General features: G+C 35.9%; 14 protein-coding genes. 11 read left to right on the top strand and 3 right to left on the bottom strand.

Annotation, left to right across the window (positions count from 1 at the left end):
- Positions 1-311: 311 nt before the first annotated feature.
- Together V7K84_RS25810 and V7K84_RS25805 are read right to left on the bottom strand one after the other, a co-directional pair.
- On the bottom strand, positions 312-683 hold the full coding sequence (locus V7K84_RS25810) for a deaminase (RefSeq protein WP_334842289.1): 372 nt from the start codon (positions 681-683) through the stop codon (positions 312-314).
- Positions 684-755: 72 nt separating this feature from the next.
- Positions 756-1139, bottom strand: a complete 384-nt coding sequence (locus V7K84_RS25805) for a hypothetical protein (RefSeq protein ID WP_334842288.1) — start codon at positions 1137-1139, stop codon at positions 756-758.
- Between the two features lie 1309 nt (positions 1140-2448).
- Here V7K84_RS25805 and V7K84_RS25800 point away from each other — a divergent pair.
- The 10 genes from V7K84_RS25800 (at position 2449) to V7K84_RS25755 (ending at position 14859) form a co-directional block, all read left to right on the top strand.
- Complete coding sequence (locus V7K84_RS25800) at positions 2449-4653, top strand: GumC family protein (RefSeq protein ID WP_442940994.1); 2205 nt, start codon at positions 2449-2451, stop codon at positions 4651-4653.
- Positions 4654-4723: 70 nt separating this feature from the next.
- Positions 4724-5677, top strand: coding sequence for a glycosyltransferase family 2 protein (locus V7K84_RS25795; protein WP_334842286.1), 954 nt, complete (start codon positions 4724-4726; stop codon positions 5675-5677).
- Between the two features lie 120 nt (positions 5678-5797).
- Positions 5798-7120: a flippase gene (locus V7K84_RS25790; RefSeq protein WP_334842285.1), complete on the top strand. Its 1323-nt coding sequence runs from the start codon at positions 5798-5800 to the stop codon at positions 7118-7120.
- A 25-nt stretch (positions 7121-7145) separates the two neighbouring features.
- The gene (locus tag V7K84_RS25785; RefSeq protein ID WP_334842283.1) at positions 7146-8069 is read left to right on the top strand and encodes a glycosyltransferase family 2 protein; all 924 of its coding nucleotides are present in this window, start codon (positions 7146-7148) and stop codon (positions 8067-8069) included.
- Positions 8070-8090: 21 nt separating this feature from the next.
- Positions 8091-9320: an O-antigen ligase family protein gene (locus V7K84_RS25780; protein WP_334842280.1), complete on the top strand. Its 1230-nt coding sequence runs from the start codon at positions 8091-8093 to the stop codon at positions 9318-9320.
- 48 nt (positions 9321-9368) lie between these two features.
- A complete protein-coding gene (locus V7K84_RS25775; protein WP_334842278.1) occupies positions 9369-10640 on the top strand; it encodes a glycosyltransferase family 4 protein in 1272 nt (423 codons plus the stop codon).
- Between the two features lie 24 nt (positions 10641-10664).
- Entirely contained in the window at positions 10665-11681 is a 1017-nt protein-coding gene (locus V7K84_RS25770) for a hypothetical protein (protein WP_334842276.1), read from the top strand.
- Positions 11682-11738: 57 nt separating this feature from the next.
- Positions 11739-12632: a glycosyltransferase family 2 protein gene (locus V7K84_RS25765; protein WP_334842275.1), complete on the top strand. Its 894-nt coding sequence runs from the start codon at positions 11739-11741 to the stop codon at positions 12630-12632.
- A 107-nt stretch (positions 12633-12739) separates the two neighbouring features.
- Positions 12740-13891, top strand: a complete 1152-nt coding sequence (locus V7K84_RS25760) for a glycosyltransferase family 4 protein (RefSeq protein WP_334842293.1) — start codon at positions 12740-12742, stop codon at positions 13889-13891.
- Between the two features lie 143 nt (positions 13892-14034).
- Positions 14035-14859 carry a WecB/TagA/CpsF family glycosyltransferase gene (locus V7K84_RS25755; protein ID WP_334842272.1) on the top strand — a complete coding sequence of 275 codons (825 nt, stop codon included), beginning with the start codon at positions 14035-14037 and terminating at the stop codon, positions 14857-14859.
- Between the two features lie 287 nt (positions 14860-15146).
- Here the strand turns inward: V7K84_RS25755 and V7K84_RS25750 are convergent, their stop codons facing one another.
- Complete coding sequence (locus tag V7K84_RS25750) at positions 15147-16304, bottom strand: endo-1,4-beta-xylanase (protein WP_334842270.1); 1158 nt, start codon at positions 16302-16304, stop codon at positions 15147-15149.
- 405 nt (positions 16305-16709) lie between these two features.
- On the opposite strand from V7K84_RS25750, the gene V7K84_RS25745 reads away from it, so the two are divergent.
- Entirely contained in the window at positions 16710-18098 is a 1389-nt protein-coding gene (locus tag V7K84_RS25745; RefSeq protein ID WP_334842267.1) for an aromatic ring-hydroxylating dioxygenase subunit alpha, read from the top strand.
- Positions 18099-18100 lie beyond the last annotated feature (2 nt).

Raw genomic sequence — 18100 nt, 5'->3', positions numbered from 1 at the left:
TTCTAAACTTAGAAAGCCAATAGCCGGCATAACAACCTGTACCCGAAGTTATATTCATCTTTATTATATGCAAATTGTAGGCGCAACAGCTTAAAACTCCTAATCAAGGAACATCTCACAGCTTTCTCGCTTACTAGTTTCAACTTCTAGTTGCACAAAAGCACAGTTATGTATTTACATAGATGGTTGGCTTATTGCAAATATCTTTGGGAAAATGATACTATATTGAAATTTTAATCTAACTCTTCAACCATCACTTTAGTAGATATTGGTTAAGAAAAGCATTTACCTCATTGGCGCATAAACCGACATTAACTATTTTTCCTGCAATTCTTGAGAATGTCTAATCCTTGACCATTATTGCGGAGGTCGGGATCAAGTATAGATACATATATTTCATGTATCCGACAATCTTCAGCGATCGCTAAAGCACATGCAGGTGTGCGTCCATCAAAAGAACAAGGTTCAAGAGTTACATACATTTTCAACTTGTTGAAAGCTTTGCCTTGAATCTGTTTAAGTGCGTCAGCTTCAGCATGGTGTTTTCCTGGCGCCCGCGTGTATCCTTGAGCTACTATCTGCTGGCCATCTACGATCGCACAGCCTACTGGTGGGTTCGGCAAACATTCCGGCAAAGCTTTTCTGCTTTGAGTTAAAGCAGCCAGCATAAATATTTCATTCATATTCGAGCGTAAATTATCTAGATAAATCACACTACCAAGAATTAGCTATCTATTGTTAAAAAAGTTCCTATATCAAAATTTAGTAACTGTCACACGAATACCAGAATCCAGTTTAGGAACCTTGAGATACTCAATTGGTTCAGTACTTTGAGTCTTGGTTGGCTCCTGACATTGCTTAAAAAAAGCACTTGGGTTATTGATGAACTCAAGCGGGTTAATTTTTTGGCATCCTCGCTCCTGCATCAGCGAAATTGATTCAGCAGCTTGTTTTGGATTATTAGTCTGTCCGATAAAATTGCTCCATGTAGCGTTAATCGTAGCTGGTTCTGTCAATAAAACTCCAACCCGATCGCGATCGCCTATTGTTATAGGAACATTCTCTTGGTTAGCATAGGCTCTCTGACTGAGGGTGAGTGCGCTAATCACAACGGCTAAAATAATAGAAGAGGATTTCATAATTCAATCTCTCAACATTTAATATCAGTTTAATAATTACAATTACCTAGATACAAAAACCAAGAAATAGCAGACTAGCTTAAGTACTTCAGATTAACACAGGTAATAATAAATATAGCTAAACTTTATTAAAAATATAGTGAAATATAGTAAAGTATGACGGAATTTTGCCTACTTTGAACAAGTTGCTTAAGCTATTTGTCTGGTTAATTGAGATAGTAGCTGGATTTTCGCTGTTTTGTACTAGTACAACACGGCGGAAATAAACCACCCCTGACGCTCGATGACTCGCTAACGCTGCGCTAACAGCAGTTTCTCATGGGGGTTTCCCCCATCGCCCTTGGCGTCTCCCCTTGAGAGAAGACCGGACTGCCTCACCATTCCAAATCAACGAAACCCTTATACTGTATTAATTTTTAATTCCGCCTTGCAGTACTAGTCTGATGTAGACTAATTTATTGCTCTAGCCATGCTGTTATTTGATACTCTTTTGCTGGGCTACGTTAAATTTAAGCTGGTGCCAATTTACTTACTAGCCGTTTATATTTCATGCGTGTAAAAATTTAGATACATTTATGCTACACACTGTAGGATACTTCTGCATAAAGGGGAATTAAACTGACTGCGAGTGCTTATAGGTTCAATACTCAAATCATGCAATTTTATGATTGTCAGTCCCGTATTATTCCCAAAATTGACTATTATTCAGAGCAATAATTAATTGTTACTTAAAGTTTTGAAGTAGCTTACGTAAAGATTTATCCAGTCTTTATAGATATCTGTTTTCCCTGTCTACAGCCTATCTTTGAAGTGCTTACATTGCTTACAGACTGGCACAATCGAACTATTCCTTACCTGAAGTAATTAACCCCTCTTGCTTTTTCAAAATCAGCAAATCGAGAGTGAATATAGTAGTATTTTATATGAATTTTTTGTAAAGTTATTAAATTCAGTGTTCTTACATAATATGATAGTGATTGTTAGGTTACTAATTAATACTTGCGTTAGTAGTAACACAAAACTAAATTAACAAAAATTCAGCCCCAAAAATGGAAAGCAACTAAATTAGGGATAAAATTGTGAGTTATCCTGGCTTTGCTGTCAGTAGAATATCAATCTCAGTTAAAATTGTGACTTGCCAAACTATTAGTTAACTTCAGATATTGAAGAACCTCAGCAATAAGGTATTAGCTAACAATCAACCCAAAGATTAATATCACAAGGTAGACTACAGTGTTACTGTCTTCAAAATTGTGAGAACAATCTACTGTAAGTAAATAGTCTTTTTTTATAAAAGTTTACATATATTATGACGATGGAATCTTTACCAAATTTTGAAGAAGTAAATATTCAGAAATACTTAGAAGTTTTTCAACGGCGTTGGCTACCTCTAGTTGGAATTTTCGCCATATCTGTTAGCCTTGGATGCTTGTATGCATTTTCACTAAAACCTTCATACAAGGCCGAAGGAAGTTTGATGATTAAAACAAATCGCTCTTCCTCACTCACGGGCTTACCGGATGACATAGGACGCCTAGAAGCTTTGAATGTGAACGACAATCCCCTGGAAACTCAGGTGAGAGTTATTGGATCAAATCCAGTAATTGAGAAAACGATTAATTCCCTCAACCTTAAAGATAGTCAAGGCAAACTGCTTTCGATTCCCGACTTGGCAAAACAACTAAAAATAGAAGGAATTAAAGGCACTGATGTTGTACAACTTTCTTATAAAGGCGGCGATCCGAAGCTAGCTGCCAAAATCGTTAATGAAGTTATTGACAGTTATATCGATCTAAATATCAAGGCTAATCAAAATGAAGCGCGGACAGCCAAACAGGTTCTTGTAACGGAAGTACCTAAAGCTGAGGAAGTTGTCAGAAGAGCCGAATCAAAACTGCGGCTATTTAAAGAAACAAATAAAGTTGTTGTCCTGGAACAAGAAGCAGCCGCAGCAGTCGATACAATTTCTAAGTTAGGAAATCAAATTTCTCAAGCTTTAGCTCAACTAGATGATGTGAAGGGTCGTTTAGAACAGTTAAGCAGTGAAGCTCAGGTAGATTCACGGCAAGGTGTAATCGAATCTGAATTGAGTCAAGCACCTGGAGTTCAGAAAGTGCTTGCTGAACTCCAAGAAACAGAAAGCAAACTAGCAATAGAGCGTACCCGTTTTTCACCTGAACACCCTACAATTACTAACTTAGAAGAAAAAGTCGTAGCTCTTAAGAACTTGCTAAAAGAGCGGACAGGACAAGTAGCTGGTGGAGCGCAGATAACACAGGGAAGTTTACAGGTTGGACAACTGCGGCAAAGCCTAATTGCAGATATTACTCGTGCCCAGGCAGAACGCGTTGGTCTAGAGAGACAAATTGCCACACTCAAACAACAGCAAAATGCCTATATAAAACGAGCAAATAATTTGCCCAGATTAGAACAGAGTCAACGAGAGCTAGAACGGAAACTGCAAGCAGCTCAAACGACTTACGAAACACTCTTAAAGAAACGCCAAGAGATTGATATTGCACAGAACCAAAAGATTCCTAATGCTCGTGTCATTTCTTATGCTTTAACCCCTGATAAAGCAGAAGGGCCTCGGAAAATGCTGTTTATTATTGGTGGAGCAGGAGTTGGTTTTTTCTTAGGTATCATTGTCGCCTTTACTTTAGACTTGATAGACCGCTCGGTGAAGACCGTCAAAGAAGCCAAAGAAGTCTTGAGATACAGTGTTTTGGGAGTGATTCCTACACAAGGTAGAAATGGTAAAGATCATTCTTCTATACCAGGACTTGATAGAGCTATTCCCAAAATTATTGGTAGAGATATTCCTTACTTCCCTGTTGGTAACGCATATCAAATACTACAAGTGAACTTGAAGTTCCTCTGTTCTGATAAACCACTCAAAAGCATTGTAATTACAAGTTCCGTTGCCAAAGAAGGAAAGTCTGACGTATCTGCAAATTTAGCTGTGACTATGGCTCAGGCGGGGCGTAGGGTGTTGTTGGTGGATGCAGATATGCGTCATCCCATACAGCATCATATCTGGGGGCTAACAAATACAATGGGACTAAGTAACATCATAATCAATCAAGCTTCTTTAGATACAGCTGTTCAGGAAGTAATGCCTAATTTGGAAGTTCTTACTTCTGGAGTTTTGCCTCCAAATCCAGTGGCAATGCTAGATTCTCAACGCATGGCGGCATTAATTAGTAACTTTGGGAGAGAATACGATCTTGTAATCTTCGATACTCCGCCACTGTCAGGAATAGCAGATGCTGCTGTTTTAAGCACCTTGACTGACGGTATCTTATTAGTCGTTCGTCCTGGAGTGGTTGACTTGAACAGTGCAAATGCAGCTAAAGAGTTTTTAACTCAATCAGGTCAGAAGGTATTAGGGATAGTCATCAATGGCGTGAATACTAAAAATGAACCTAATAATTATTTTTATGACACTAAAAAACGACAAATAGAACAAGATTTGGTATCTAGCAGCTTAACTAAATTTCACAAAGAGCGTTAAGGTCTTTTATAAATTGTGAAAGTTCCCATCACTAAAACCATCTAAACCCAATTTTTTGAATGTAGGAAAAATGGATAAAACTAAAATTAAAACTTCTTGTTTAATTAATAATTACAATTATGCTGAATTTCTCTCGGAAGCAATTGATAGCGCTTTAAATCAGACAGTGAAATTTGATGAAATTATCATTGTTGATGACGCATCCACAGATAATTCCACGGAAATTATCAAGATTTTTACTCAAGTAGCTAATGTTAAATCTATCTTGAAAGAACAAAATCAAGGACAATTATCATCTTTTAATGAAGGTTTTTTAGCTGCTACTGGTGACATTATATTTTTTTTAGATGCCGATGATATTTATGAACCTCAGTATTTAGAAAACGCCCTAAATTTTTACAATAGACGCAGTGAATGTGATTTTGTATTTTGTGCGTATAAAAAATTTGGAGCAGTAGAAGGGACATTTCAAGACGATGCAGTTGATTTAGATTTGGGTTATTCAGTAATTAGAACTTTATATAATGGTGAATGGATTGGTTCCATAACTTCAACATTATCAATACGTAGAGAAATAGTCAGAAAATTTTTACCTATTCCAAATTTAGAAGATTGGCGTGTAAGGGCTGATGACTGTTTAGTATGGGGAGCTTCTTTGGTGGGGGCTAAAAAGTTTTATATGTCTAAACCTTTAGTGATGTATAGAATACATGAAAATAATCAGTATCATAATAAGAATTTTTTAGATGTAGACAAAAACTATGAATACAAAAGATTCTGGAAACGCAATTCCCTGTTTAATTACATTCTGCAAAAAAACAATTTTAGCTCCCCATTATTCTTAGCTTTTACATCTATCAGGGAGTTACAAACAATACCATGCCCAAAACATCAGGATTTTGTTACTTATTTGAAAATAATATTTTTATTTGAGCATAGTTTGTATTGGAAAATCAAGGGCATTCTTTACTTATTTAACTATTTTTTGAAAATTTTGATTAGTGGTAAATTAAAAATCTTGTAAACGAACAATAATGTGAGTTACTGAATAAATACACTTTATTTTGTATTTGAAAAAATGAAAAAGTTGCATGAGCGAGATTGATAAATATAAATAATTACTTGTGATTAATTCATAAAAATAATGTTAAGCAAATTAAAAATTAAAAACTTATCGAAATTTCAATCTCGTTCTGGGCTGCGTGCAATTATTGCTAATACAGGTTGGTTATTTGCCGATCGCATTCTACGTATGGGTGCAAGCTTGGTTGTAGGAGTATGGGTAGCACGTTATTTAGGAGTAAAACAGTATGGTCTATTTAACTATACTTTAGCTTTTGTTGCCTTATTTAGCCCAATTTTTACTCTTGGACTAGACGACGTAGTAGTTCGCCATCTTGTGCGTCAATCATCAAACAAAGAGGAAATTTTAGGAACTACTTTTTGGCTAAAATTTTTGGGTGGAATTGCTTCTGTTTTATTGGCAGTTAGCACGATGTTTTTCTTAGGTGAGGATGAAACACTAAAGATATGGCTAGTTGCAATTTTAGGAATAGCAGGAGTTTTTAGGGCATCTGATACTATTGAACTGTGGTTTCAATCACAGGTGCAGTCAAAATATACTGTAATCGCTAAAAACACGGCATTTCTGCTAAATACTCTCATCAAAATCGCACTGATTTTAACAAAAGCACCGTTGCTAGCTTTTGCTTTGGTGACATTAGCAGAATTTGCAATGAGTGCAATTGGCTTACTGATTGTTTACCAAGTCAAAGGGTCTTCATTATGGTTATGGCGTTGGAGTGTTGCAACTGCTAAAACTCTTTTGAAAGAGAGCTTACCTCTAATTTTTTCGGGGTTCGCCATCATGATTTTTATGAGAATAGATCAGGTGATGTTAGGTCAAATGATCGGAGATAGTGAGGTTGGTATTTATTCTGCGGCTGTACGTGTTTCTGAAATTTGGTATTTTATTCCGGGGGCTATTGTTTCTTCTGTTGCTCCAGCAATTTATGCCGCCAAGGAAAAATCAGAAAGTCTTTACTATCAGCGAATAGGACAATTACTCAGTCTTATGACATGTATATCTTTAGTAATTGCTCTTCCTATGTCATTTTTATCTGACAAGATAATTATGGTGATGTTTGGAAGTGGATATGCAGAAGCAGGACCAATATTAGCAGTTCATATTTGGACTTCTTTGTTTGTATTTATGGGTCTTGCAACATCACCTTGGTTTATTGCTGAAGGTTTGAACCACGTTTCTTTAGGTAAGACTTTATTTGGAGCGATACTAAACATTATTCTCAATTTATTACTTATTCCTAAATATGCAGGACTTGGGGCTGCGATCGCAACAATAATATCTCAAGCTGCTGCTGCTTTTATATGTAATGGATTTGATTCAAGAACACAAAAACTATTTAGAATTCAGGTGCGATCGCTTATTCATTTTTACAAATACTAATTGTTGCTACTTAAATTTTATTATTATGCAAACACCCATAACTTTGATTATTTTTAAACGTCCACAAACAACAGAGAAAGCTTTTGAAGCTATTCGCCAAGCAAAGCCAACAAAACTTTTTGTAATTGCAGACGGCCCCCGCACTGACCGCGAAGGTGAGGTAGAAAAATGCGAAGCTACTAGGGCAATTATTGAGAGAGTTGATTGGGATTGTGAAGTAATCAAGAATTATTCTGATATCAACTTAGGTTGTGCAAAACGGGTATCAAGTGGTTTAGATTGGGTATTTAATAATGTTGAAGAGACAATTATTTTAGAAGATGATTGTATCCCTCATCCAACTTTTTTCAGATTTAGCGAAGAACTGCTGGAAAAATATAGAAATGATACCAGAATCGCCACAATTTCTGCTCAAAATCTTCAACTTGGACGAAAACGTACAAATTATAGTTACTATTTTTCTCGTTACAACCACTGTTGGGGTTGGGCAAGTTGGAGACGTGCTTGGCAACATTATGATTTGACCATCAAACTCTGGAAAGAGGTGCAAGCAGAAAACCTTTTATATGACATTCTTCTAGACCAAAAAGCGGTAAATTCTTGGCAACGAATATTTCAATCTGTTTATGACAATCCTACGGGTATAACCTGGGATTACCAATGGACATTTGCTTGTTGGATGCAGGGAAGCTTAAGTATTATTCCCAATGTCAATTTAATCTCTAATGTTGGTGTTGGTGCAGACGCAACTCACTTCACTTCCAATCAAGAATTTTCGTTCATCAATATGCCGATGCAAGCAATGGAATTTCCCTTACAACATCCACCATTTATTGTCAGGAATGTAGAAGCAGATAATTTTACACAGAAAACAGTCTATAAAGCAACTGCATTGGACATTTTTAAAGAGGAAGTGAAGAAAAGATTGAATTACTCAGCGATAAAATAATAAATTAATTAAATATCCCAAATGAAAGTAAAATTAACAGAAAAAATATTAACTATCTTGCTATTACTCATTGCTGTAGGGGCATTAACAATACACCCTGCACAAGAAGTTTCCATGTCTACCCTTGGAGGTGATAAGCTAGATACTTTGTTCAATATAGTTTCATATTTAATTCTATTTTATTTCCTAATTTTATACTGGAAAGGTTTTCTTTATGTAATTACTAGAAGTCCATTACAGTTTTTTCTACTAGCAATAGTTATATTTTCTCTTTTATGGTCAGAAGACCTAAGTTCTAGTCTTACTTATCTAAGAGGTCTAATCCGCATATATTTTCTTGCAATCTATTTAGCAATGCGTTATTCCCTTAGGGAACAAATGAGACTGATAGCTTGGGCACTTGGTGTAGCTGCATCATTATCTATAATATTTTCTGCATTCGTACCAGGTTATATTCACGAATCGCCTGAATTACTAGGTATGTGGAGTGGAATTTATGGTCATAAAAATGAATTAGGTTACATGATGGCTTGGAGTGCAGGAGTTTTCTTGCACCTAGCTCTTAGTGGTCATCGATATCGCTGGTTGATGTGGGGATTATGTGGGATCTCTATATGTCTAATTATTCTCTCACGTTCAACAACATCTTTAACGATCTTATTGACAATGGTATTACTTTTACCTTTCTACAGATCCTTGAAGAAAACTAATTATAAATTACAAGTTATTATGATTACTTCAACTTTGATGTTCCTGATGATTTCTTCAATATTACTTCTCAATAATGCCGAAACTGTAGTTGGTACTTCTGGTAAAGACCTTACTTTCAATGGACGCTCTGACCTCTGGGATCTAGTAATTTCCAAGATTTTGGAAAGACCTTGGTTAGGTTATGGATTTTCGGGATTTTGGACTAGTAATGCTGCATCTAAATTAAGAGCTACTTATGATTGGGCAAGTAATGCCCATAATGGTTTTTTAGAATTATTGTTAGAGTTGGGATTTTTAGGTTTTTTGACTTTTGCAGCAGGGTTTGTCCGCTTTTTTGCAATGGCATTGACTCGAATTATTTCTGTCGCTAAAAAACCGGAAGATTATTGGCCAATGCAGATGCTAATTATCATAGTCATAGTTAATTTTTCAGAAGCAAGATTATTAACTCCTAGCTGGAATTGGTTAATGTATGTCACCACTTCATTATCTTTAACTGTTGAATATCAAAGAAATAGTAAAAATATTTTAGTCAATTAGTTTTTGTGGCAGTCAGAAATAATTTTAGTGATTATTAAGTTAATAAAAATGAAAATTTTACATATTAGTACCCATGATATTAATGGCGGTGCGGCGAGGGCTGCATATCGTTTACACACAGGTTTACAGGATATAGGACTACAGTCACAAATGTTAGTTCAGGAAAAATATAGCAATGATAAAACAGTAATTGCACCTAAAATTAGACTATTTCAAGGCATCGCTAAGGCAAAGTTGACAGTTGAAAGTTTACCATTAAAGCTTTATCGCCAAAAGAAAAATACTCCATTTTTTACTCAATGGTTGCCAGATAGAGTTATTCCGAAAGTTGCTCAGATTAATCCAGATATAATCAATCTGCATTGGATTAGCGGAGGTTTTATGCAAATAGAAACCTTTGCTAAACTGAAGCGCCCTCTAGTTTGGACTCTCCATGATATGTGGGGGTTTACTGGAGGATGTCACGTAACTGGAGAATGCGATCGCTACAAAGTATCCTGCGGGGCTTGTCCTCAACTCAGCAGTGGTAATGAGTGGGATCTATCTCGTTGGGTATGGCAGCGCAAAGTAAAAGCCTGGAAAAATTTAAATTTAACTCTGGTTTCACCAAGTTCTTGGTTAGCGCAGTGCGCTCGTTCCAGTTCTTTGTTCCAGAATTTGCGAATCGAGGTAATTCCCCACGGACTGGATACTCAAAAATATCGACCGATTAATCAACATTTTGCGCGAGAAGCACTCAATCTACCCCAAGATAAGAAGCTGATACTTTTTGGAGCGATAGAAGCAACAAGCGATAGAAATAAAGGATTTCATTTATTGCAACCAGCTTTACAAGAATTGAGTAAATCTGGCTGGAAGGATGACTTGGAAGTTGTGATTTTTGGAGCATCTCAACCCGAAAACCCACCTGATTTAGGCTTCAAAACCCACTATTTGGGACACTTACACGATGCTATATCTTTAGCAACTGTTTACTCAGCTGCTGATGTAATGCTTGTACCATCTCTTCAAGAATCCTTTGGACAGACAGCTTCAGAATCATTCGCTTGTGGTACTCCAGTTGTGGCGTTTAATGCTACTGGCTTAAAAGATATTGTCGATCATCAACAGAATGGCTATTTGGCTAAACCTTATGAAGTTGAGGATTTTGCCAAAGGAATCACCTGGGTAATTGAAAATGAACAGAGGTTGCAAAAACTGTCATTTTATGCTCGTGAGAAAGCCGAGCAAGAATTTACCCTGGAACTTCAAGCACGTCGTTATTCAGCCTTGTTTGAGGAAATATTGATGATAGCCAAGAAATCTTCATTGAGTAATTAACTTAGTAAATCAATACTTCATAATATGTCAATACCTATAGCTTTTATAATTTGTACAGAGCCTGGCCGTTTAGAAGGTCAATCTTTGATGCTTGCAGAAAGTATTCGTAAGTTCTGCGGCAAATTGAAAGATACACCTATATATAGTTTTCATCCTAGAGTAGGTGAACCGATATTAAAGCAAACCCAACAAGCGTTTGAAGCATTGCAGGTGATTCATCAACAAATTCCAATAAATCGAGAATTTCATGAATATTATTTAGCCAATAAACCTTTAGTTTGTGCCTATGCAGAACAAAATATCGATGCAGAAGTATTGGTTTTTTTAGACAGTGACAAATGCTTTTTTTCTGAACCGAAAGAATTTTTATTGCCAGTAGATTGTAATGTACGGATGCGTCCTGAGTATGGTCAAGGAATTGGTTCTACAGGTCTGCAAGACCCTCAAGAATGGTATTGGCAAAAACTATATGAAGTACTGGGAGTAAAGCGTGAGATATTTGTTGATACACCAATTGGGAATAAGAGAATCAGAGCTTACTGGAATTCTGGTTTGATTGCTGTAAGAAGGAGTGCAGGTATATTTACAACTTGGAAAGAGAACTTTGAAAAAGTAATGCGCTTGGATATTACTCCTCCCCAGGGTATTTATTTTGTTGAGCAGTCTGTTTTGTCTGTAACTTTATGTGCCTTGGAAGAAAAGGTTGAACATCTTCCTCCTAATTATAGTTATCCATTACCTTTACATAATCGTTTATCAAAAGAACTACAAATTAAACATTGGGATGACATTATATCCATTCATTATTTCAACTTATTTTTTTATAACGATTGGAATGCACAAATAAAAAGATTGAAAAGATTCAATATCAATTCAGAAAAATATCTATGGTTATGTCAAGAGGTTATCAGACTTAATATGCCTCGTGTATCAGTTTGGCATCGATATATTTTGGTAGCCAGAAAAATGGAACAAAAACTAAAAAACTTCCATTTAGATATTAATTTAAGTGGCTGGATAGAAAAAATGGTTAAGTTTTAACCTGTAAGTTTATGATCTGGATTAATTTTTTTGTAGATGTTATATGAGGATAATAATATGAAGCAAGCAAATCTAGCCGTAATTATGACCTGCCATAACAGGCGGAATACAACTCTTGCCTGTCTAAATGCTTTATATCAGCAAAAAAATCATTGTGATGTTTATTTAACTGATGATGGGAGTTCTGATGGGACTACAGAGGCTGTTAAAGCAGAATATCCAGAAGTACAAATACTTCAGGGTAATGGCAATTTATTTTGGGTGGGAGGAATGCATCTCGCTTTTGGTGAGGCAATAAAATATCAATATGATTATTATCTGTGGTTGAATGATGACACATTTCTGGAAGCCAATGCTGTAAGTAAACTATTGCAGGTTCATCAAAATTTGACGGAACTTGGTTATCCAGACTCAATTGTAGTTGGTTCAACTAAAGACTTAATTACAGGAAAATCAACCTATGGAGGAGCGGTAAAATCTAAAAAGTGGTATTCTAATAAATTTGAATTTTTAGAACCAAGTTCCGTTATCCAAAAATGCGATGCTATGTATGGTAACTGCGTGCTAATTCCTAAAAGTGTTGCCGCCAAAGTTGGCAATATTGATATAGCTTTTGTTCATAGTTTAGGAGATTTAGATTATGCCCTGAGAGCGCGTAAATTGGGTTGTAAAATATGGGTAGCTCCTGGGTATATTGGGACTTGTACTAAAAACTCTATCCACAATAGTTGGGCAGATACCAATTTAAATCTATTAGAACGCTTCAAAAAAGTATTACAAATTAAAGGATTTCCATTGAAATCATGGACTATATTTTGTAGCAGACACTCTGGGCCATTCTGGATATTATACTGGTTTTTACCCTATATTAGAGCAATTATTGGCTACAAAAATTTGGCAACCTCTCCCACATTTTCTGAGGATATTAATCAAACTAGCTCAGGAGCTTAATACTTGCATGATAGTCATTATTGGATGATATTTGGATAAGTCATAAATATCTTAAGAATTTGACAAATGTAGTTTCAAATTATAAAATAATAATCAGCAATCATTTTATGGGTAAACGCTTACTGATTGTCTCAACTCTCGATTCTAGTCAGCCATTTGGTGCATTTACTAGACCTTTTTACCTAGGACAATATCTTACTAAACATTTTGATGTTTTTCAGCTAGGTTTAGATTGTTCATCTGTTAATTATGCACCTTCTTTTTCTATTGGATCGAGAAGCTTGAGGTCATATATTCAATCCATAGAAAAGTGCATCGACGAGTTTTGTCCAGACATTGTGTATGCTCAAGAAACGCTACCTGGATTGGCTGCTTTAGTTTCACTAAAGCTTAGAAAACACAGTAGTTCTTCTCTTGTCTTAGATTTTCATACATTTTCGCCTTATGAATACTGGATGCGCTTGTTTTCAGTTGCCAATCCTTTCAAAGAGTTTGCACAATGTATTAAGACATATATTGCTCAGGGAATTTTAATATTCTCTGGTAGTCCAATTATTGCAGCAGGTGAATCAATTCCTAAACTAATTTCCCAATGGTATGGAAAAACTCCACAGCAAATTTATTCTATCGGGAATGGAGTGACTCAAGACTTACTCAATACTGAAGTTTTTCCAGATCGAGATCCCTATCAAGCATTTAGACCAGCTAAAATAGTGGTTATTATTGCTCCCAAAACATTTCAATTTCCAACTAATGATATGTCTGTATCAATGGCTATCGAGGTCGCCAAATCCCTTGAAAGTCATCAAGAAAAAGTGCATTTTGTTGTTATTGGTAGGGATAGTAGTGATATTTCAGAACCAATACCCTCTAATATTTCTTTTTTAGGCTTTTTACCTAAAAGAGAAGATTTTGTAGCCCATCTGAAATATGCAGATATTGCTTTGTTGCCATTTTCCAAACAAGCAGTAGCAGGTGGTGCTCGCAATAAAGCATTAGATTATTTTGCTAGTAGAAAATTAGTTGTATCAACACCAGAAGGCTTGCGAGGTTTAGAAGAATTTCGCAATTTAGAACATCTGTTAGTAACAGGATACTCTAGCGAAGAAATCGCTAAGACAATACTGGATGCTGCTTCAAATATTGATAAATATCAGTCAATTGTAGATACAGCATATACTTTAATTACAGAAAAGTATTCCTGGAATGCAAGAGCACAAAATATCGCAGATATCCTCATAAAAACAAGTGCTTTTTAGTTATAAGTTAGATAATAATTATTAACCAATAAATTATTATCTAACTATTTAAGTACTTCAGTATTTAAATATTACTAATTAATTTTAGAATCTTCACCTTTACTTGAGATAAAATCTCATATTTATCAAAACAAAAATAAGATATGAAAAAGCGATTTTCTTATAAAATTACTGGTGCTCAAATGGATGCACTCTCTATCTTTGACTTAAATTTATTGATTGAAGAATCTATTGATCGAGATGAAAAATGGATTATTGCTAATCACAACTTACATAGTCTTTATCTCTTCCATAACGATCCAAAAATGCAAGCTTTTTATGCGAAGGCAGAATATACCCATATTGATAGTATGCCTCTAGTGTTTCTTGGAAAGCTGTTGGGTTTGCCAATTAAACGGGAACAAAGAGTAACCTATGCTGATTGGGTATGGCCTCTGATGGCAGAAGCTGCTAGTAAAGGCTGGCGTGTATTCTATTTAGGTTCAAAGCCAGGAGTTGCTGAAAATGCTGCAAATATTTTATGCCAGAAATTTCCTGGTTTACAGATTGCTTGCGCTCATGGCTATATTGATATAGATAAAGATAGTCAAGAAAATCTTGACACTGTGGCTGCAATTAATGCTTACAAACCCCATATATTAATGGTAGGGATGGGTATGCCACGCCAAGAGTATTGGATTTACGAAAATCTTGAACATATTCATGCCAACACTATTTTGACTAGTGGAGCCTGTATGGACTATATAGCAGGAGCAATACCTACTCCTCCTCGCTGGATGGGAAAGGTGGGGTTGGAATGGTTGTATCGCTTGTTCTCTGAACCAAAAAGACTTTGGAGACGTTACTTAGTTGAGCCTTGGTTTGTTGGGACATTATTTTTGCGAGAAATTTGGAGTATCTCAAGTAAACGAAAAAAAAATAACCTGCTGGTATTTCTAAGTACGAAATTTCAAAAGTTCGTAGCCTGATCGAGTCTCTCAGACTCTTACCAATAGGTCGCTCAATTCGTCACGAATTTATGAAATGTTGTACTAAGATTTAATGATTAATTAGTCAGTAAGTCTTATTCAACTTTCATAATCGTGAATAACTAAAAATATTTGCATCTATTTTGCTTAGAATAATACTTAAAAATCCTATAGCAATTCCCGGCATAGTGAGGTACATTTTCAAAGCTACTAAGCTTGGTAAACAAGATTTGGGTGTACCTCAGTTGCTGAGGAAATGCTATATTTATTATGTCTGAGTGGAGTTATTAAGTTGATTCCTGAAAAGCCTGGGCTATAGCATTGCGGGCTGGTTTAGATTGCAGATTATCATCGAAGGGAAGCGGACGCAGAAATTTCCAGAGACTTGGATTGTTTCTAAAGGTTTTTCTTGGCATCCACTTGGGATGACGTATCCAAGTATGACGATCGCTAAGTCCCCATGTAATGACAGTATCAACTTTAGCTGCAAAGCACAGATCAAGATATCGCTTGTAACTATCGGCTACCATCTGGTCTAGCTTTTTAATACTATCGGGCAATGGCATATCAATAATAATATCTAATTCTGTGATTATTGGTTTAACTTCAAGGTCGTTAAGCCGTTTTAAGACGGAATTAAATCCTTTCTCGTCAAAACCATAGGCAGTAGAAAACCATAGATGCGACTGGATACCTGCCCCGTCAATTTTCACACCACTATTCTTGAGATATTCGACCATTCTTAAGAAACGTTCTGATTTCCATGTGGTGCCTTCAATGCCAAAATCGTTTAGGTAAAATTTCTTGCTGCTATCAACTGAAGCGGCAATTAAAAACAAATCTCGAATCAATTCTGGTTTTACCCCTTTACGCAAACCGGTTGTTGCGTTATCAGTTTCATTTTCACTATCAGCGATGATTTCATTGGCAATATCCCAAGACTTTAAAACGGGACTATTGCGATAATGTCCCATGACTCCTTTAACATGGCGTTCGATCATCGTAGGTGTAGGTGGGTAAGGAACCCAGTCTGGGTTTCCCATATGCCAGAAAAGGGTATGCCCGTGCAATTCTATCTTATGTTTTTGGCAGAAATCAGCGATCGCATCTGCTGATTCAAAGGTAAATTGTCCTGGCTGTGGTTCAGTAGCGTTCCATTTTAATTCACCATTCGGTGTCACAATGGAACATTCACGAGCCATCAGGTTAGCGTAATCTTTCTCTGTTTGCAAAAATTCATTAGAAATTGCTGCGCCATAGCGCTTTCCTTTGGCGGCAGCTAATTGCCGAAGAGGAGAATTTAAATTTTTATTTGTATAATTTCCTGCAATAGCATTCGTGCCTTGATTTTCTTTTTGGTTATCCTTTTGTAAAAACCCCATAGTTAATAAGGCAGAAAGGGTTGTATATCCTGCTCTTCTTAAAAAATTTCTCCGATAAGGCATAAATTGTATTTAATATAAAAACACATAAGATTATATTACAAAATAAATTTTGATACTTTTTGAGGTTTAGTGATAATTCACACAGTCATTACACAATATAAAAATGTTAAACGATAACGCAGGTTCGATTTACATCAATTAACCGTGCTTTTACATACTAGCGGGAAACATACTACCCTAATATATAACGATTCATTCGATAATAAATAGTTAATTCTGGCGACATCAGCACTGGAAAGTTGCGAAATTCTGATGTTTACAGATTGTGCTTTATTTGCTGTCAATGGTAATGCGATCGCCGGTGAATTTACTTTTTTCCAGCTATTCAGTACCAATTTTTGAGTCGTTATATTGCCAAATTAACTTACTGTTATAGTTTTATAAATTAGGTTTCTAACTCTTATTATGACAACTCAGTTTTCCTGGACTAAACAGTGGTATCCTATTATTCCTTTAAGCTACTTAGATGTTTTTAATCCCAGCCCAGTCACTCTTTTGGGGAAAAAACTAGTGATTTGGAGAGACCAAAATCAAAAGTGGATCGTAATGGATGATGTTTGTCCTCATAAGTTGGCGCGACTATCTATGGGAAGCATCACTGAAGATGGAAACTTAATGTGTAGACATCACGGTTGGTGTTTTGATGGTGAAGGTAAATGCATTAAAATTCCCATGTTGGCTGGTAGCCAAGCAGAAGTAACTGCTTGTGATAGTTTCAGGTCAAGAGTTACAACATATCCTACACAAGTTAACCAAGAATTGCTTTGGGTATGGCCAGATGATAGTTCAACAGCTTTTGAGGATTGTAACTCAAAGCAGCCAGCTACCATCCCTGAGTTAGAACTAGATATATCTTCTATCTCCTGGCAGATGACAGAAGTTCCAGTTGGTTACACTGTGTCTGTTGAAAGCACTTTTGATCCTTCTCATGCAGAATTTCTTCATGAAGGAATAGGTATTTTTTCACCTAAAACAGCTGTGCCTATGGAATATTTTGAATCTGTTGGAGAAATATCTGCTCAAGAAGGTTTTACTCTCAAACATCAAGGCTACAATCTCTTCAACAAAGATATGGAGGCGATGCGGAAGTTTACTCCACCCTCTTCTAATACTACGATATATAGTTATCCTAACGGCAAAACTAATATTTTTCAGTTGTATTTTGTTCCTACACAACCAGGCTACTGTAGGTATATTGGTAAGTTTATTTCTGATGGAAGTTCAGTTAAAAGAAATTTTTGGTATGAGATTCTCCCAAAGGATTTACAAACTGGGTTACAGCACTTATCCACATACAAGCTAAGTGACCAAGATTTATCAGCTATGCATTCGCAGGAAGTGAATCAGTCATCATTAGATAAAAAATGGCAAAAGTCATACTTTATGCCTTCTCCTTCTGATGTAGGTATTATAACTTTCAGAAAATGGCTAGACGAATTTGCTGGAGGTAGTCCTTCATGGCAAGGATGTGTAGAAGGCAGTATTAAACAATTGAATGATGAACAACTATATGACCGATGGCATAGACATACAAAGCATTGTCCAAGTTGTCGTAATTCTGTGGTATTTCTAGAAAAGGTACAAAGCTTTAGTAATATTTGCCTTCTTATATTTGCACTATTAACACTAGCTTTTATCTCGATAGGTGCGAACGTAACTCTAGTGGTTATATCAACAATAATTGCATTTTTGAGTTATTTTTTATCAGATAAATCTAACAATATAAAACAACTTTTTTTTAGTAGTATTCCCCAGAGAGGTTTACCTTTGGTTAAACTTTATGGCAGCAACTAAGA

This window comes from Nostoc sp., assembly GCF_036917315.1.
Taxonomy (GTDB): domain Bacteria; phylum Cyanobacteriota; class Cyanobacteriia; order Cyanobacteriales; family Nostocaceae; genus Nostoc.
The sequence above is the reverse complement of the archived record's forward strand: the minus strand, read 5'-3'. Positions and strand labels throughout refer to the sequence as shown.